The sequence below is a fragment of the Streptomyces sp. NPDC043876 genome, from assembly GCF_056435825.1.
Map to the genome: position 1 here is coordinate 512,199 of NZ_JBWKDV010000004.1, position 15,253 is coordinate 527,451.

The following is a 15,253-nucleotide window of genomic DNA, read 5'->3' on the forward strand; positions in this document are numbered from 1 at the left end:
ACGGCTTACAGCCCATTGCCGTCTGTGCAACAGTCGTAACCGGTCCTTCCTTCAGACTTGGCCGTGCCGCGCCTGTATCGGAGTTCTCATGCCGTCGCACCTGTTCGCGGACCGCCCCGCGCAGCCTCCCCGGCCCGGGTCGGTGGACGCGCTGATCACGCAGACCCGGCGGTTGCGGGGCGACGTGGACGCGGTCCGTCGTGACGCGGTCGTGGACGACGACGACGCCCAGGCCCGTTGGCAACGCGCGCTGTGCGACCTCGCCGTGCACCACCTCGACGACCTGGGCGAGCAGCTGGGGCAGCTCAAGGAAGGCCTCCCGGCCGTCCCTTCGCCCGCGTCCGCCGCCGAGGCCCTGTTCCCGGCCGCACCGCCCGGACCCGCGGCGGAGTCCGGCGCGGGTGTGCCGCAACAGACCCGGATCGGCAGCGCCGAGTGGAACCTGCTCACGGACGAAGTCAGCTGGTCCGACGAGCTGTTCGCGATCTTCGGCCGCGCGCCCGAGGCCGGCCCGCTCTCCCTGGACGAGCTGGGATCCACCCTGTGCGAGGAGGACCAGCCCCTGCTCACCGCGATGGTGACGGCCTGTCTGGTCGACGGCAAGCCCATCGACGGCGAGTTCCGGATCGTCCGTCCCGACGGCGTGGTCCGCACCCTGCACATGCGCGGCGAGCCCGTCGTGGACGAGTCCGACGGCTGTACGGCCTCCATGTGGGCCGTCCTGCGCGATGTGAGCGAGCTGCGGCGCAGCGAGCGCGCGGTGCGCGAGAGCCGGGACTCCCTCCAGCAGCAGCGGCAGATCGCCCGGACCGAGCACCGGCTGGCGGTGGAACTCCAGGAGGCGGTCCTCCCCCCGTGGGGCGGCACCCTGCGCTCGCCGCGCGCCGCCGCGGGCGCGCTGGACGTGACCGCCCACTACCTCCCCTCGGACACGAGCGCGCTGATCGGCGGCAACTGGTACGACGCGCTGGAACTCCCCGACGGACGCTCGATGCTGACCGTCGGGGACCTCACCGGGCACGGCGTCACCGCCACCTCCGGCATGGCGATGGCGCTCGGCGCGCTGCGCGGCATGGCGATGGCGGGGATCGAGCCGGGCCCCCTGCTGGGCTGGCTGAACCAGCTGCTGGAGACCTCCGCGCAGCCCGCGCTCGGTTCCGCCGTGTGCTGCAGCTACGACCCGGCCCGCCGGACGCTCACCTGGTCCCAGGCCGGCCATCCGGCCCCGCTGCTCTTCCGGGGCGGCCGCGGCCGCTCCCTGCGGCCGCCGGAGGGCGTCCTGCTGGGCGCGACCCCCGGAGCGGTGTACGGGCAGCGCGAAGAACCGCTTGAGGTGGGCGACGTCCTCGTCCTGCACACGGACGGGCTGACGCCGCGCAGCATCGAGTTCGGCCGGGCGGACGGCGGCGAGCGGCTGCTGGCCCTCGCGCCGCGGTTCACGGCGGCCCGCTCGGCCCAGGACTGCGTACGGACGGTGATCGAGGAGTTCGGCGAGACCGGGCGCGAGGGCGACGCCTGCGTCCTGGTCGCCAGGGTCGGTGCGTGAGCTTCACCCGGTAGAGGTGGTTCCGGTGAGTTCGGGGCCGCGCCGGCGGGCGCGGCCGTGTCCGTCCCGGCGCGGATCTCTGCGTGCGGGTGCGTCGGCATCGTGCGGGTGCGTCGGCATCACGGTCAGGCCTGGGCGCCCCGGCCACCTCGCACCGTGCGCGTCGGCAGAGCCGTCTTGAGCTCCTGGCGCAGTTCCTCGATCCGTCCGTACCCGGCGTACTGGCCCGTGAGCCGGTACATCTCGCGCAGCCGGTCCCACGTGCGGTGCGAGGAGGTCTCGTTCATGGAGACCAGGGCGAGACGCGCGTAGCGGTCCGCCTGCTCCGGGTCGTCGGCGAGGAAGCACGCCGAGGCCATGGAGATGTAGTCGAAGATCTGCGACCGCTGGTGCCCGGCCGCGCGCAGCCGCAGCGCCTCGCGTGCGTGCCGCTGGGCGGTCGGCGCGGCGCTCGGGTCGTGGTCCGCCAGGGTGCGGAAGGCGAGCGCCTGCATCCCGTGCAGGTCCGCCTCGTCGAAGTGCTGCATCCAGCTGGGCGGCGGGACGTCGCTCTTGTCGGAGACGAAGAGGTCCTCGGCCTCTCCGAGGGTGCGCCGCATCGCCTGCCCCTTGCCCATGGCGGCCTGCGCCCACGCCTCGATGGTGTGGAGCATGGCGCGGGTGCGCGGCAGCGTCTCCTCGCCCGAGCCGGACTGGGCGAGCTTCATCAGGTCCAGGGCCTCGTTGGGCTTGCCCAGGTGCACCATCTGGCGCGCCGCGCGCGAGAGCGCCTCGCCGGCCCGCGGCCGGTCGCCGCCTTCCCGGGCCGCGTGCGCGGCGATGACGAAGTACTTCTGCGCGGTGGGTTCGAGGCCGACGTCGTGGGACATCCAGCCGGCCAGGACCGCCAGGTTGGCGGCCACCCCCCACAGCCTGCGCTGCAGGTGGTCGGGGTGGTGGTAGGCGAGCATGCCGCCCACCTCGTTCAGCTGGCCCACGACCGCCTTGCGCTGGAGACCGCCGCCCCGGGAGGCGTCCCAGGCCCGGAAGACCTCCACGGAGCGCTCCAGCGCCTCGATCTCCTGGGAACCGATGGGCGCGGCCTCGTAGCGGTCGTAGCCCGCGGGGTCGGCCTGGAACCCGTCGCCGCCGAAGCGTGGCGCGGGGGTGGCGGGCAGGGGGTCGGAGTGCAGCCAGTCGTGCATGGCGTTGGTGAGGGCGGAGCCGGCGGTGAGCGCGGCGCCCGCGCCCATCAGACCGCGACGGTTGAGCATGAGGTCCATTCCCGTGAATTCGGTGAGGACCGCGGCTGTGCGTTCGGGCGCCCACGGCAGGCCGTCGGGGTTGTCCTGCAACCCGTCCTGCTGTCGTGCCGATGTGCGCCGCTGCCGTACGAACCCGAGGTCCTCGATGGTCACGACACGACCGAGCCGCTCGGTGAACAGGGCTGCCAGTACGGTGGGAACCGGTTCGCGCGGGGTCTCCCCCACGTCGATCCAGCGCCGCACCCGCGAGGTGTCGGTGGCCAGCTGGTGGTGGCCCATGGCCGCCGCCTGCCGGTTGACCATCCTCGCGAGTTCGCCTTTGGACCACCCGGCCAGCCCGAACAGATCGGACAGGCGGGTGTTGGGTCCTTTGCTCACGTCAAGCCCCCAGGTTCTCGGCTGAGTTGACAGTAACCCCCCGTCAGATGCCGAGCGACTATTCGCCAGGGTTCGCCAGGGTGCGCCAGATGGTGTGCCACCCGCACCCGGGTGTCAGGTAGGAATGCGCCTCCCCGACCCGGTCACCGGCGGAACTCCCCAGGGTGATGTACGGGATCGAGCGGGGCGGCGTACGAACTCGTCGGCGCACGAAGGGATCCGTATCATCATGTACGCAGCAACCTCCTCCGTGTCCGCGCCCGTCCGGCCGCACCGCACCTTCCAGGCGGGCGGCGGCCCCTACCTCGACGCCGGACGTCCCTCGAACGCGGCCCAGGCCGCCGTCCGGGCCCGGCGGATGCCGGGCAACGGGGCCCAGCCGATCAGCGGAAGAATCGACCTCTCCGGCCCGCAGGGCGCGCAACTGCGCACCGCGCTCGCCTCGGTGCAGCGGATCTGTCCGGAGTTCGCTCCGGTGCAGGTGCTGCGCCGCAGCGGCCGGTCGGTCCTCCTGGTGGGCACCACAGGACGGATGACGGCCGTCGCGAAGGTCTTACTGGACCATTCGCCCGAGTGGCGCGAGCGGTACCGGCACGAAATAGCGTCGTACCGGGCCTTCGTCCGGCACCGCCCGCCGGTCCGGGTGCCGCGGCTGATCGCCGCCGACCCCGAGAACTGCGTCCTGATCGTGGAGCGGATGGCGGGGCGGGTGGCCGCACTGCAGCGGCACCCGGTCGAGGCCCCGCCGCGGCCGGACGTACGGGCGGCGCTGGGCGCGGTGTGCCGGGTCAACCAGTGGCGTCCGCCGGGCGAGCTGTTCGGCCGGCCGCTGGAGTACGCCTCCCGGATCTCGCGCTACCACGAGCTGGGGCTGCTGACCGACCGGGACCTCGGCGACCTGCAGAAGCTGCTGCACGGGCTGAAGATGGGCGGGGTGCAGCCGCAGTTCAACCACGGTGACGCCCTGCTGTCGAACCTGCTGCTCTCCCCGGCCGGGCCGGTGCTGCTGGACTGGGAGCACGCGGGCTGGTACCTGCCCGGCTACGACCTGGCGACGCTCTGGACGGTGCTGGGCGACGCCCCGGCCGCCCGCGGGCAGATCAGCAGGCTGGCGCAGGCGGCGGGTCCCGCGTCCCGCGACGCCTTCCTGGTCAATCTGATGCTGGTGCTGACCCGGGAGATCCGGATGGCGGAGACGGCGGTCCAGCGGTCGATCCTGGCGGCCGCCCCGGCCCAGCCGCTGCCGTCGGGCGCGCTGTCGAGCGGTGAGGAGCACCGCCTGCTGCTGCGCAGGCTGCACGACGACTGCGGGATGGCCCGCAGGGCGGTCCGGGCGGCGGTCGGCACGCGCTGACGCGACCGCTCCCGCAAGGCCCCGAATCCCGTGGCGCGCACACCCGGTGTGCGCGCCACGGGATTTCGTGCGTTCCGGCCGCACTCGCCGTCCCTGCGCATGTCTTGACATCACATGATCCCCCGAACACCTTTTCTGACTCAGCATCAGACATGCTGGAGAGCCGCCCTTCCTCCCCACCCGCTGGAGCCCGCCCATGTCCGCTAGCGCGACCTCCCCTTCCCGGCGCACGGTCCTGGCCGGCACCGGCGCCGGGATGCTGGCCGCCGGCCTTCCCTCCGTCGCGGCGCGGGCCGCCGACGCACCCGTGCTCGGCACGTACGACGTGGTCGTGGTCGGCTCCGGGGCGTCCGGGATGACCGCCGCCCTGACCGCCGCCGGGCGCGGCCTGAGCGTGCTGGTGGTCGAGAAGGCGCCCACCTTCGGCGGCTCCGCGGCGCGTTCGGGCGCGGGGATCTGGCTGCCGAACAACGCGGTGATCCTGCGGGCCGGGGTACCGGACACGCCGGAGAAGGCCGCCGCCTACCTGTCGGCGGTGGTGGGGCCCGACGTACCGGCGGCCCGCCGGCAGGCGTTCCTGGACAACGGGCCCCGCATGCTGGACTTCGTCATGGCGCACAGCCCGCTCGGGTTCCGCTTCATGGACGGCTACAGCGACTACTACCCGAACCTGCCCGGCGGGATGCCGAACGGCCGTTCCATCGAGCCGGACCAGATCGACGGAAACGTCCTGGGCGCCGAACTGGCCCGCCTGAACCCGGCGTACCTGCCCGTCCCGGCGGGGATGGTGGTGTTCAGCCAGGACTACAAGTGGCTCAACCTGGCGGCGGTCAGCGCCAAGGGGCTGGCCGTGTCCGCGGAGTGCCTGGCGCGCGGCACGGTGGCCGCGCTGCGCGGTGAGAAGCCGCTGACCATGGGCCAGGCCCTGGCCGCCGGGCTGCGGGCAGGGCTGCTCCGGGCCGGGGTGCCGCTCTGGCTGAACAGCCCGCTGGTGGACCTGGTCCAGGAGGGGGGCGCAGTGACCGGTGTCGTGGTGGAGAAGGACGGCGCGCGCGGTGTCGTACGGGCCCGGCGCGGCGTGGTCATCGGCTCCGGCGGCTTCGAGCACAACGCCGAGATGCGGGCGCGCTACCAACGGCAGCCGATCGGCACCGCGTGGTCGGTGGGGGCGAAGGAGAACACCGGCGACGGCATCCGGGCGGGCCAACGGGCCGGGGCCGCGCTGGCGTTGATGGAGGACGCCTGGTGGGGTCCCTCGATCCCGCTGCCGGGCGAGCCGTACTTCTGCCTCGCCGAACGCACCCTGCCCGGTGGGCTGATCGTCAACGGGGCGGGGGCCCGGTTCGTCAACGAGGCGGCTCCGTACAGCGATGTGGTGCACGTGATGTACGAGAAGGACGGGGGCACGGGTTCGCACATCCCGGCCTGGCTGATCGTGGACCAGAACTACCGCAACAAGTACCTGTTCAAGGACGTGCTGCCGACGATCGTCTTCCCCGACTCCTGGTACGAGGCGGGAGCGGCGAAGAAGGCCTGGTCCTGGGACGCCCTGGCGGGCCAGATCGGGGTACCGGCGGCCGCCCTGCGGGCCACGCTCAACCGGTTCAACGCGCAGGCCTGGAACGGCACCGACCCGGACTTCCACCGCGGCGACACGGCCTACGACCACTACTACACGGACCCGGGCGTGCACCCGAACTCCTGTCTGGCCCCAGTGTGGGCGCCGCCGTTCCACGCCTTCAAGATCGTGCCGGGCGACCTCGGCACCAAGGGCGGCATCGTGACGGACGCGCGGGCGCGGGCGCTGCGGGAGGACGGCTCGGTGATCCGGGGGCTGTGGGCCGCGGGCAACGCGAGCGCGGCCGTGATGGGGCACAGCTACGCGGGGGCGGGTTCGACGATCGGGCCCGCGATGACCTTCGGCTACGTGGCGGCCAACGACATCGCGGACGCGTAGCGCCGGCGGCCGGAGCGACCCGGGCGGCTCCGTTTCCGCCCGGGCTTCCGGGCGGGCAGGTCCGGGGGCTCAGCCCTGCTGGAACAGCTCGGCGGGCAGCGGCTTGAGCAGCGCGTAGAGGTCGTCGGTGATCGGGCGGTCCCAGCTGGCGATGGTGACCAGCACGTTGTCGCTGCGGTCGAACTGCACGCAGGAGATGCGGGATTCCGAGAGCTTGACCTTGCGGACGATGAGGAGGTTGTCGCCCTGCATGACGGGGCAGTCCTCGGTGCCGGTGACCTCGACGTCCTCGTCGTTCTCCAGTGCGTCGAGGAGCTGGGCCACCTCGAAGGGGACCTGCTTGTCGGCCAGCTCGCGGGCCGGCGAGCCCTCGGGGAGGTTGCCGATGATCATCGCGGGGCCGCGGCCGCCGAAGAGGTCGTAGCGCAGGAAGACACCCTGGCAGCTGCCGTCGGGGGCGGGGAGCAGGCCGGCCCCGAGGTTGCCCGGCCAGTCACCCGGATCCATGGCGAGGACATCGAAGTCCGGGCCGGCGGGAGTGGCGGCGCTGCGGCGGCGGAGGAAGGACATGCGGCCATGGTACGTGGCCGCGTGGGGTTTCCGACCCGGGCCCCGCAACCGCCGCGGGGCGGCCGGTCCGGGCGCCCCGGCGGCCTGCCGGGGGCCGGGGGCCGGACCGGGCCCGGCCGTATCCCGCTCACGGAACGGGCCGCGCGGGGACCGGCCGCCGTCCCGAGGGAGCGGGTCGGCCGACGCCTACGGCGGGTGGGACGGCGGGGGCGGGGGCGGGGGCGGGCCGAGTCGGCGCATCCGCCGGGGACGGCCCCGCCGGGTGGGCAGGCGCCCCACCGGCGCCGCGGGTCACGGCGGCCAGGGCCAGGACGGCGTCCCGCGCCACCCCGTCCGCCCCGCAGGACGACGCCACCGCCGCGGCCCGCTCCAGGGCGGCCGCCTCCCGCCGGGCCACCCCCAGGGCCAGCAGCGACCGGCTCAGCTCGTACCGGGCGGGCGAGCCGCTCAGCAGGGCCACCGACTCCTCCAGCAGCCCCGCCCGCCGGGCCCGCGGGCCCACCCGCGCCGCCACCCGCAGCGCCTGCCCGATGGCCGACGGGGCCCCGAAGGCCCGGGCTCGGCGGGCCGCGTCGGCGGCCAGTGCGCGGGCCCGCCTGGGGTCCGCGTCCGCCACCGCTTCGGCCAGGTGCAGCTGCCAGGGGCACCACGCGGGGTTCTGGATCCCGCGCGGGGTGAGCCGCCGGTCGACCGCCTCCAGCTGGGCCGCGGCCGCCGCGGTCTCGCCCCGGGCCAGCAGCAGTTCCGCGTACACGGTCTGGGAGTCCGGGAAGACCACGGCCGCCGGGAACGGCTCTCCGTAGGCGTGCGCCCGCGCCAGCTCCCAGGCCTCCCCCGGCCGGCCCCGGGCGAGCAGGGTCTCGATGAGGATGGCGATCGCGTACCAGTGCACGGGCGTACGGCGGCCCACGCGCTCGGCGAGGCGCAGTCCGGCCCGCGCCAGCTCCTCCGCTTCGACCAGCCGCCCACGGCGGTAGCGGATGTAGGCGCGCAGGCTGTAGGCGAAGGACAGGTGCGCTCCGCGCCACCCGTGGCGTTCGAATTCGGCGGTGCCCGCCTCGAAAAGTTCCTCCGCCCGCTCGGGCCGGTCGGCGTACATGTGGGCCATGGCGGCCAGGACCGGGACCTCGAAGCCCCGGTCCTCGTGCGCCCAGCTGAAGCCGTCGCCGAGGGCCCGCCCGGCGTGGTGCAGGACCACGTCCACCGGTTCGCCGCGCAGGCAGGCGTCCCAGGCGCGCAGCCCGATCAGGTACCGCTCGGTGAGGTCGCGGCCGGTGAGCCGGTCGGCGAGCCGGGCCAGGCGGCGGGAGCGGGCCGGGGAGTCGGTTTCGGCCGCGTTGAAGGCGCCCCACATGAACTGCTCGGACTGGAGCCGCAGCCGCCCCCGGACGTCGGGGGTGGCCGGGATCTCCCGGGCCAGCGCCTCGCAGGCCTCGGCGAGCCGGTCGCTGTGCGCGAGCACCTGGGCGAGGCGGATCACGATGCCCTGGCGCAGCGCCGGGTCCTCGACCGGTTCGGCGAGGGCGGCGCGCAGATGGTGCACGGTGTTCGCGGGTTCGGTGAGCAGGGAGGCGCAGCCCAGTTCGTAGAGCACGGCGGCCCGTTCACCGAAGGCCGGGGGTTCGCGCAGGGCGCGGGCGAGCTGGCGGCGGGCCGCTTCGGGCGCTCCGGCCCGCAGGTTCTCGCGGGCGGCCTCGCGCAGGGTGCGCACGACCCAGGGGTCGTGGTCGGGGCGGGCTTCCAGGAGGTGGCGGGCGGCGGCGCAGGGGCCGAGGCCGGCGTCGACGACGGCGACCGCGGCCTGGCCGTGCAGGGCGGCCCGCAGGTCGTCGGGGATGGAGCGGTAGAGGGCGGAGGCGATCAGCGGGTGGACGAATTCGAGGGCCTGACCGCCTTCCGGGCCGCCGTCGGGTCCGGCCGGGGCGCTGAGGATACGGGCGGCCCGCAGCCGTGCGGTGGCGTCGGCGGCCCCTTCGGTGCCGAGCCCGGCCACCCGGGCGGCGAGGTCGCGCGGGGCGGCCGTGCCGAGGACGGCGCAGGCCCAGGCGAAGCGGACGGTGGAGGGGCCGAGTCGGTCGAGCCGGGCCACCAGGCCGCTGCCGCGCTGGGCGGCGGCGAGTCCGCTCAGCAGCGGGGCGCTGGCCTCGACCGGGTCGAGGCCGCGGTCGTGGACCCCGGCGCTCAGTTCGACGGCCTCGAAGGGGTTGCCCTCGGTGACGGCCCAGGCCTCGTGGCAGAAGGCGTCGTCGGCGTGCTCGCCGACCTCCTCGCGCAGGAGCCGGCCGACGGCGGCCGCGGTGAGCGGGGCGAGGCTGAGCGGGCGCCTGCCCGCGCGGCCGGGCAGCGTGCGGAACGCCTCGGCGTGGGCGGGCAGTTCGTCGGGGCGGTAGGCGACCACGAGGAGCAGCGGGAGCTGTTCGGCGCGGGGCGCGAAGGCGGCGAGCCAGCCGAGCGACTCGGGGTCCGCCCAGTGGGCGTCGTCGAGGACGAGGACCACCGGCGGGTGCTGGACGGCGAGGTGGGTGAGCACCCAGTCGAGGCCGTCGCGCAGGCCCTGGGGGTCGGGGGGCGCGCCCTCCTCGGCGGCGCGCAGGCCGAGGGCGGGGCCGACGATGGGGTACCAGCCGCCGAGGGCGGCGCGCAGGGCGTCCTCGGAGCGCCCGGCCAGCCGGGGCCGCAGGAGCTGGCGGGCGACGTGGAAGGGCTGGCCCTGTTCCTGTTCGCCGCCGCGGGCGCTCAGCAGGGTGCAGGAGCGGGCGCGGGCCCGGCGGCGCACTTCGGCGAGCAGGGTGGTCTTGCCGAGTCCGGCGGGGCCGCAGAAGGCGAGGAGCGCGCCGCCGCCGGCCGTGACGGGCGCGGACCCGGCGGGGCCGGGCCGCGAGCGGGTGAGCTGGTCCAGCGCCTCGTCGACGGCGGCCAGTTCGGTTTCGCGTTCGAACAATACGCGCCGTGTGCGGGCCCGGCGTTCCGTCATGACTGGTACCCCCCAGACCTGTTCGGGAGATCAGCCTACGCCCGCCTGAGCTCGGCGGGAGCCCGTGGTTCGGGAAAGATCGGTTTCTTTTCCCTACGGCGTTATTCAGCCGATTCAGCGGCGAGTGCCTCCAGAACGGCGACCGCCTCGTCGGCGCGCTCGGCGGCCACGAAGAGGTGGTCGTGGTGGTGGCCGGCGATCACGTTGCAGCTGAGGCCGTGCGCGGCGAGGGCGGCGGCGAAGGCCCCCGTCAGGCCGACGGCGTCCAAGGCGGAGTGGATGCGCAGGGTGATCCACCCGGCCACGTAGTCGTACGCCAGTCCGGCCGCGTCGGCGTCCTCCTGGCGCAGCACCAGGGTCAGGCCCTCGGGCTCCAGGACCGTGGCCACCGGTGTGGTCCCGGGCGGGGCCGTCGGCCCGGGCACGGTGCAGAAGACGTACCGCCCCTCGTTCAGTTCGGGGCGCATGCCGCTCAGCAGTTTCCGCAGGTCGCTCTCGCCGCTCATGGCGACACCCTAGTGCCGTGACCGGAAAGGTCCACCGTGTCACGGCGCCGGGCCCGGTCGCGGCGGACCGGGCCCGGCGCCGCCGGAGTCACGTCAGGTCGAACTCGCCGCCGCGGGCGTTCATGACGAACGTGCGCCACTCGTCCGGGGCGAAGATCAGCGAAGGGCTCCCGGGCCGCTCGCTGTTGCGCATCGCGATGAAGCCCTCGACGAAGGCGATCTGGACGTCACCGGCTCCCCGGCTGCTCGACTGCCACTGCGCCCCGCTGAGATCGAGGTCCGGCTTGTCCCAGCCGGCGAAGGGCTTCGAAGTCATGCTCTCGGCCACGTGCGTGCTCCTCCCGGTACGTCGTCCGGGGGCAAGGTTAACCACCACCGGCCGTGCCGGACAGGCCGCGTTCCGTGACCGGCCGGCCCGTCCGGCTCCGCTGTCCGGAAACCGGTTTCCGCCCCCACAGGGTCAGTTGGCCGGTTCCTGTGCGCCCACCAGCCACATCGCGAAGAACTGCGCGCCGCCGCCGTAGGCGTGGCCGATCGCCCGCCGAGCCCCCTCCACCTGGTGCTCTCCCGCCCGCCCCCGCACCTGGAGGGCGGCCTCCGCGAAGCGGATCATGCCCGAGGCGCCGATGGGGTTGGTCGACAGGACACCGCCGGACGGGTTCACCGGGAGGTCGCCGTCGAGTTCGGTGACCCCGGCCTCGGTCAGCTTCCAGCCCTCCCCCTCGTCCGCGAAGCCGAGGTTCTCCAGCCACATCGGCTCGTACCAGGAGAAGGGGACGTACATCTCCACCGCGTCGATCTGCCGGCGCGGATCGGTGATGCCCGCCTGCCGGTAGACGTCGGCGGCGCAGTCCTTGCCCGCCTGCGGCGAGACGAAGTCCTTGCCCGCGAAGAGGGTCGGCTCGCTGCGCATCGCCCCGCCGTGCACCCAGGCGGCCGGGTGCGGCGAACGGGCCGCGCCCGCCCGGTCGGTGAGGATCATCGCGCAGGCGCCGTCCGAGGACGGGCAGGTCTCGGAGTAGCGGATCGGGTCCCAGAGCATCGGCGACGCCTGGACCTTCTCCAGGGTGATGTCGTGCTCGTGCAGGTGCGCGTAGGGGTTCTTGAGCGCGTTGCGCCGGTCCTTGTACGCGACGAGCGAGCCGACCGTGTCGGGCGCGCCGGTCCGCCGCATGTACGCCCGCACGTGCGGGGCGAAGAACCCGCCCGCCCCCGCCAGCAGCGGCTGCTGGAAGGGGACCGGCAGGGACAGCCCCCACATGGCGTTGGACTCGGACTGCTTCTCGAAGGCGAGGGTCAGCACGGTCCGGTGGACCCGCGCCGCGACCAGGTTCGCCGCGACCAGCGCGGTCGAGCCCCCCACCGACCCGGCGGTGTGCACGCGCAGCATCGGCTTGCCGACGGCGCCGAGGGCGTCCGCCAGGTACAGCTCCGGCATCATCACGCCCTCGAAGAAGTCGGGGGCCTTGCCGATGACGACGGCGTCGATGTCCGCCCAGGTCAGCCCGGCGTCGGCCTGGGCGCGGACGGCCGCTTCGCGGACCAGCCCGGCGATGGAGACGTCGTGGCGGGCGGCCACGTGCTTGGTCTGGCCGATGCCGACGACGGCGACCGGCTCCTTGCCCGACGCGCTCATGCTCGGTCCCCTTCCAGGACGGCGACCAGGTTCTGCTGGAGGCAGGGGCCGGAGGTGGCGTGGGCGACGGCCCGGTCGGACTCGCCGCGGTGGATCCGGGCGGCGGCCTCGCCGATCCGGATGAGGCCCGCCGCCATCACCGGGTTTGCGGCGAGCGCCCCGCCGGACGGGTTGACGCGCACGGCCCCGTCGAGCCCGAGCGCCTTGCGCAGCACCACCTCCTGGGAGGAGAACGGTGCGTGCAGTTCCGCCGTGTCGACGGGCGCGTCGAAGACGCCGGCGTGCTCGGCGGCGAGCCGGGTGGAGGGCGAATCGGTGAGGTCCCGCAGGCCCAGGGCGTGGGCCTCGATGCGGTGGTCGATGCCGGTGATCCAGGCGGGGCGCGGGCACAGGGCGCGCGCGGTGTCCCCGGCCGCCAGGATGACGGCGGCGGCGCCGTCGCCGATGGGCGGGCAGTCGCCCGTGCGCAGCGGCCGGACCTGGTAGGCGCCCTGCGGGACGGCGCCGCTGAGCTGGGCGTGCGGGTTGCTCTGCGCCGCGGCGGCTCGGCTGCGGGCGCCGATGGCGGCCAGTGCGCTCTCGTCGGTCTCGCCGGCGTCGATCAGCGCCTGGGCCTGGAGGGCGGCCAGGGCCACCGAGTCGGGCCAGAGGGGGGCGAGGTAGTACGGGTCGAGCTGGCGGGTCATGACGTCGCGGACGGATCCCGGGGAGGACTTCCCGTAGCCGTAGACGAGAGCGGTGTCGGCCTCGCCGGTCTGGATCTTGACCCAGGCCTCGTAGAGCGCCCAGGCGCCGTCCATCTCGACGTGCGACTCGGAGATCGGCGGCCAGGCGCCGACGCCGTCGAGGGTCATCGTGAACGAGAACGCCCGGCCCGCCAGGTAGTCGCTGGAGCCGGAGCAGGTGAAGCCGATCTCCCCGGCCTTCAGCCCGGTCTGGGCGAGGACCTGGTGCAGGACCGGCATGACCATCTCGACTTCGCTCAGCTCGTCGGTGCGGCGCCGGTGGTCGCTCTGCGCGAAGGCGACGACGGCGACCTCGCGGGACGTGCGTGCGCGGGCCATCAGATCAGCTCCTTGTACACGTCGTAGTCGGCGTCGGGCTCGCCGGTGGGCCGGTAGTGGTCGGGGTAGCGCCCGCCCTCGGTCCAGACCGGCTCCACGCGCAGGCCCATCCGGACCTGGTCGTAGGGGATGCCGCCGATCCGGCCGTGCAGGGCGAGACCGGCGCCGTCGAGCGCGATGTGCGCGTAGACGTACGGGACGTCGATGTCGAGGTTGCGGGCCTTGATGTTGACGATGCAGTAGGTGGTGACGGTGCCGGCGGGCCCGACCTCCACCCGGTCGGTGGTGGCGACGCCGCAGGTGGGGCACGCGCCGCGCGGCGGGACGTACACCTTGTGGCAGGAGGGGCAGCGTTCGCCGACGGTGCGGCGCTCGGCGAGGGCGTTGATGTACGCGGTCTGGGCGCGGCCGGGGCTGTAGACGTAGTCGAGGCGGGCCTCGGCGACGATGCCGGTGACGGCGTCCTCGAAGACCCCGTCGTGCGGGCACCCGGCCGGGGCCGCCGCGGCGTCCGCGGCCCCTTCGCCCCCGTCCCCTTCGTACGGTTCGAAGCAGGCGATGTCGGTGATGGCTCCGGTGCGCTCCCCGGCCCAGCGGATCCGGACCCGCATCCCGGTGCGGACGGCCTCGGGGCCGGACGCGTCGAGGGCGTGCAGCAGGGCGGTGTCGGCGCCGTCGAGGCGGACGAGCACCCAGGCGAAGGGGGTGCCGAGCGGCTGCTGGGGGCGGGGGGCGCCGTTCCAGGCCCAGGTGGTGACGGTGCCGGTGGCGCCGACCTCGACGAGATCGCGGATCTCCTCGGCGGTGACCGGGTCGTATTCGACGGGCGGCACCATGACCCGGCCGTCGGCGGTCTTCACCCCGAGCACGACGCGCTCGCGCAGCCCGGTGAGGAAAGCGCTCTGCACGGGCCCGAGGGACCGGGTGAAGGGGAACTCGACGACGAGGGGCGCGCGCAGCACTTCCGGTGTGGGGGCGGCTGTCATGAGGGGCTCTCCGATTCTCCGGGACGGGGACGGGGGCGGGGCGCGGTGGTGGGGGGCGCTTGGGTGGGGGGCCGGGCGGTCCGGGCGCGGGGGCAGGGGGCCGGGCCGCGGCGGTCGGGGCGGGGCTCCGGGGCGCCGCCGGCCCGGGCTCCCTCACGCGCGGCGGTAGACCGGCGGCCGTTTCTCGGCGAAGGCGCGGGCGCCCTCCTTGGCATCGGCTGTGTCGAAGACCGGCCAGCCGCGCACGAGTTCGGCGGCCAGCCCCTCGGTCTCGGTCAGCTCGGCGCTCTCGTACACCGACGCCTTGACGGCCTCGACGGCGAGCGGGCCGCACCCGTTGACCAGCTCGGCGATCTCCAGGGCCTTCTCCAGGGCCGTGCCGTCGGGCACCACCTGTCCGATGAGGCCGATCCTGGCCGCCTCCTCGGCGGCGTACGGCCGGCCGGTCAGCAGCATTTCCAGGGCGTGCGTGCGCGGGATCTGCCGGGGCAGCCGGACCGTGGACCCGCCGATCGGGAACAGGCCGCGCCTGACCTCGAAGAGGCCGAAGGTGGCGCCCGCTCCGGCCACCCGGATGTCCGTGCCCTGGAGGATCTCGGTGCCGCCCGCGACGCAGTAGCCCTCGACCGCCGCAATGACGGGCTTGCGGGGGCGGTGGTGGCGCAGCATCGCCTTCCAGTGCAGGTCGGGGTCGGCCTTCAGCCGGTCCCGGTACCGGTCGCCCGCCATCCCCTGGCCCGCGAGGGCCTTGAGGTCCATGCCGGCGCAGAAGTCGCCGCCCGCGCCGGTCAGCACCACCGACCGGACCGTGTCGTCCGCGTCGGCTTCGAGCCAGCCGTCGTACAGGCCCACCAGCAGCGGCAGCGAGAGCGCGTTCTTCGCCTCGGGCCTGTTCATGGTGAGCACCAGCGTGGCGCCGTGCCGCTCCACGGTCAGGTGTTCCGTCCCACCCATTGCCGTCCTCCCTCTCAAGACCTAGAACAGGTTGCAGGAGGGGCGGGTGCAGTTCAATAGTTTTCTGACACTCAGTCAGTTTTC

The 15,253-nt window shown here is 74.3% G+C and carries 12 protein-coding genes; 3 read left to right on the forward strand and 9 right to left on the reverse strand.

Annotated features, from left to right (window positions below):
• Window positions 1-88 precede the first annotated feature (88 nt).
• A complete protein-coding gene (locus AC0693_RS16115; RefSeq protein WP_478802142.1) occupies window positions 89-1,546 on the forward strand; it encodes a PP2C family protein-serine/threonine phosphatase in 1,458 nt (485 codons plus the stop codon).
• 125 nt (window positions 1,547-1,671) lie between these two features.
• Here the strand turns inward: AC0693_RS16115 and AC0693_RS16120 are convergent, their stop codons facing one another.
• Window positions 1,672-3,168: a DNA-binding protein NsdB gene (locus tag AC0693_RS16120; protein ID WP_356414934.1), complete on the reverse strand. Its 1,497-nt coding sequence runs from the start codon at window positions 3,166-3,168 to the stop codon at window positions 1,672-1,674.
• A 229-nt stretch (window positions 3,169-3,397) separates the two neighbouring features.
• Here AC0693_RS16120 and AC0693_RS16125 point away from each other — a divergent pair, with 229 nt between their 5' ends.
• Complete coding sequence (locus AC0693_RS16125; RefSeq protein WP_356414937.1) at window positions 3,398-4,522, forward strand: aminoglycoside phosphotransferase family protein; 1,125 nt, start codon at window positions 3,398-3,400, stop codon at window positions 4,520-4,522.
• Between the two features lie 196 nt (window positions 4,523-4,718).
• Window positions 4,719-6,479, forward strand: a complete 1,761-nt coding sequence (gene kstD, locus AC0693_RS16130) for a 3-oxosteroid 1-dehydrogenase (RefSeq protein WP_478802143.1) — start codon at window positions 4,719-4,721, stop codon at window positions 6,477-6,479.
• Between the two features lie 69 nt (window positions 6,480-6,548).
• Here kstD and AC0693_RS16135 read toward each other — a convergent pair whose 3' ends face one another.
• From AC0693_RS16135 to AC0693_RS16170, 8 genes are all read right to left on the reverse strand, one after another.
• A complete protein-coding gene (locus tag AC0693_RS16135) occupies window positions 6,549-7,049 on the reverse strand; it encodes a hypothetical protein (protein WP_469320120.1) in 501 nt (166 codons plus the stop codon).
• Window positions 7,050-7,176: 127 nt separating this feature from the next.
• Window positions 7,177-10,023 carry an ATP-binding protein gene (locus AC0693_RS16140; RefSeq protein WP_478802144.1) on the reverse strand — a complete coding sequence of 949 codons (2,847 nt, stop codon included), beginning with the start codon at window positions 10,021-10,023 and terminating at the stop codon, window positions 7,177-7,179.
• A 101-nt stretch (window positions 10,024-10,124) separates the two neighbouring features.
• Entirely contained in the window at window positions 10,125-10,529 is a 405-nt protein-coding gene (locus AC0693_RS16145) for an ACT domain-containing protein (protein WP_478802145.1), read from the reverse strand.
• An 88-nt stretch (window positions 10,530-10,617) separates the two neighbouring features.
• A complete protein-coding gene (locus AC0693_RS16150) occupies window positions 10,618-10,845 on the reverse strand; it encodes a DUF397 domain-containing protein (protein ID WP_469320136.1) in 228 nt (75 codons plus the stop codon).
• A gap of 144 nt (window positions 10,846-10,989) precedes the next feature.
• Entirely contained in the window at window positions 10,990-12,165 is a 1,176-nt protein-coding gene (locus tag AC0693_RS16155) for a thiolase domain-containing protein (protein ID WP_478802146.1), read from the reverse strand.
• The gene (locus AC0693_RS16160; RefSeq protein ID WP_356416207.1) at window positions 12,162-13,229 is read right to left on the reverse strand and encodes a thiolase domain-containing protein; all 1,068 of its coding nucleotides are present in this window, start codon (window positions 13,227-13,229) and stop codon (window positions 12,162-12,164) included. The genes AC0693_RS16155 and AC0693_RS16160 overlap by 4 nt, the downstream gene beginning before the upstream one ends.
• Window positions 13,229-14,215: a Zn-ribbon domain-containing OB-fold protein gene (locus tag AC0693_RS16165; RefSeq protein WP_356416209.1), complete on the reverse strand. Its 987-nt coding sequence runs from the start codon at window positions 14,213-14,215 to the stop codon at window positions 13,229-13,231. The genes AC0693_RS16160 and AC0693_RS16165 overlap by 1 nt, the downstream gene beginning before the upstream one ends.
• Before the next feature lie 153 nt (window positions 14,216-14,368).
• Window positions 14,369-15,169 carry a crotonase/enoyl-CoA hydratase family protein gene (locus tag AC0693_RS16170; RefSeq protein ID WP_469320124.1) on the reverse strand — a complete coding sequence of 267 codons (801 nt, stop codon included), beginning with the start codon at window positions 15,167-15,169 and terminating at the stop codon, window positions 14,369-14,371.
• Window positions 15,170-15,253 lie beyond the last annotated feature (84 nt).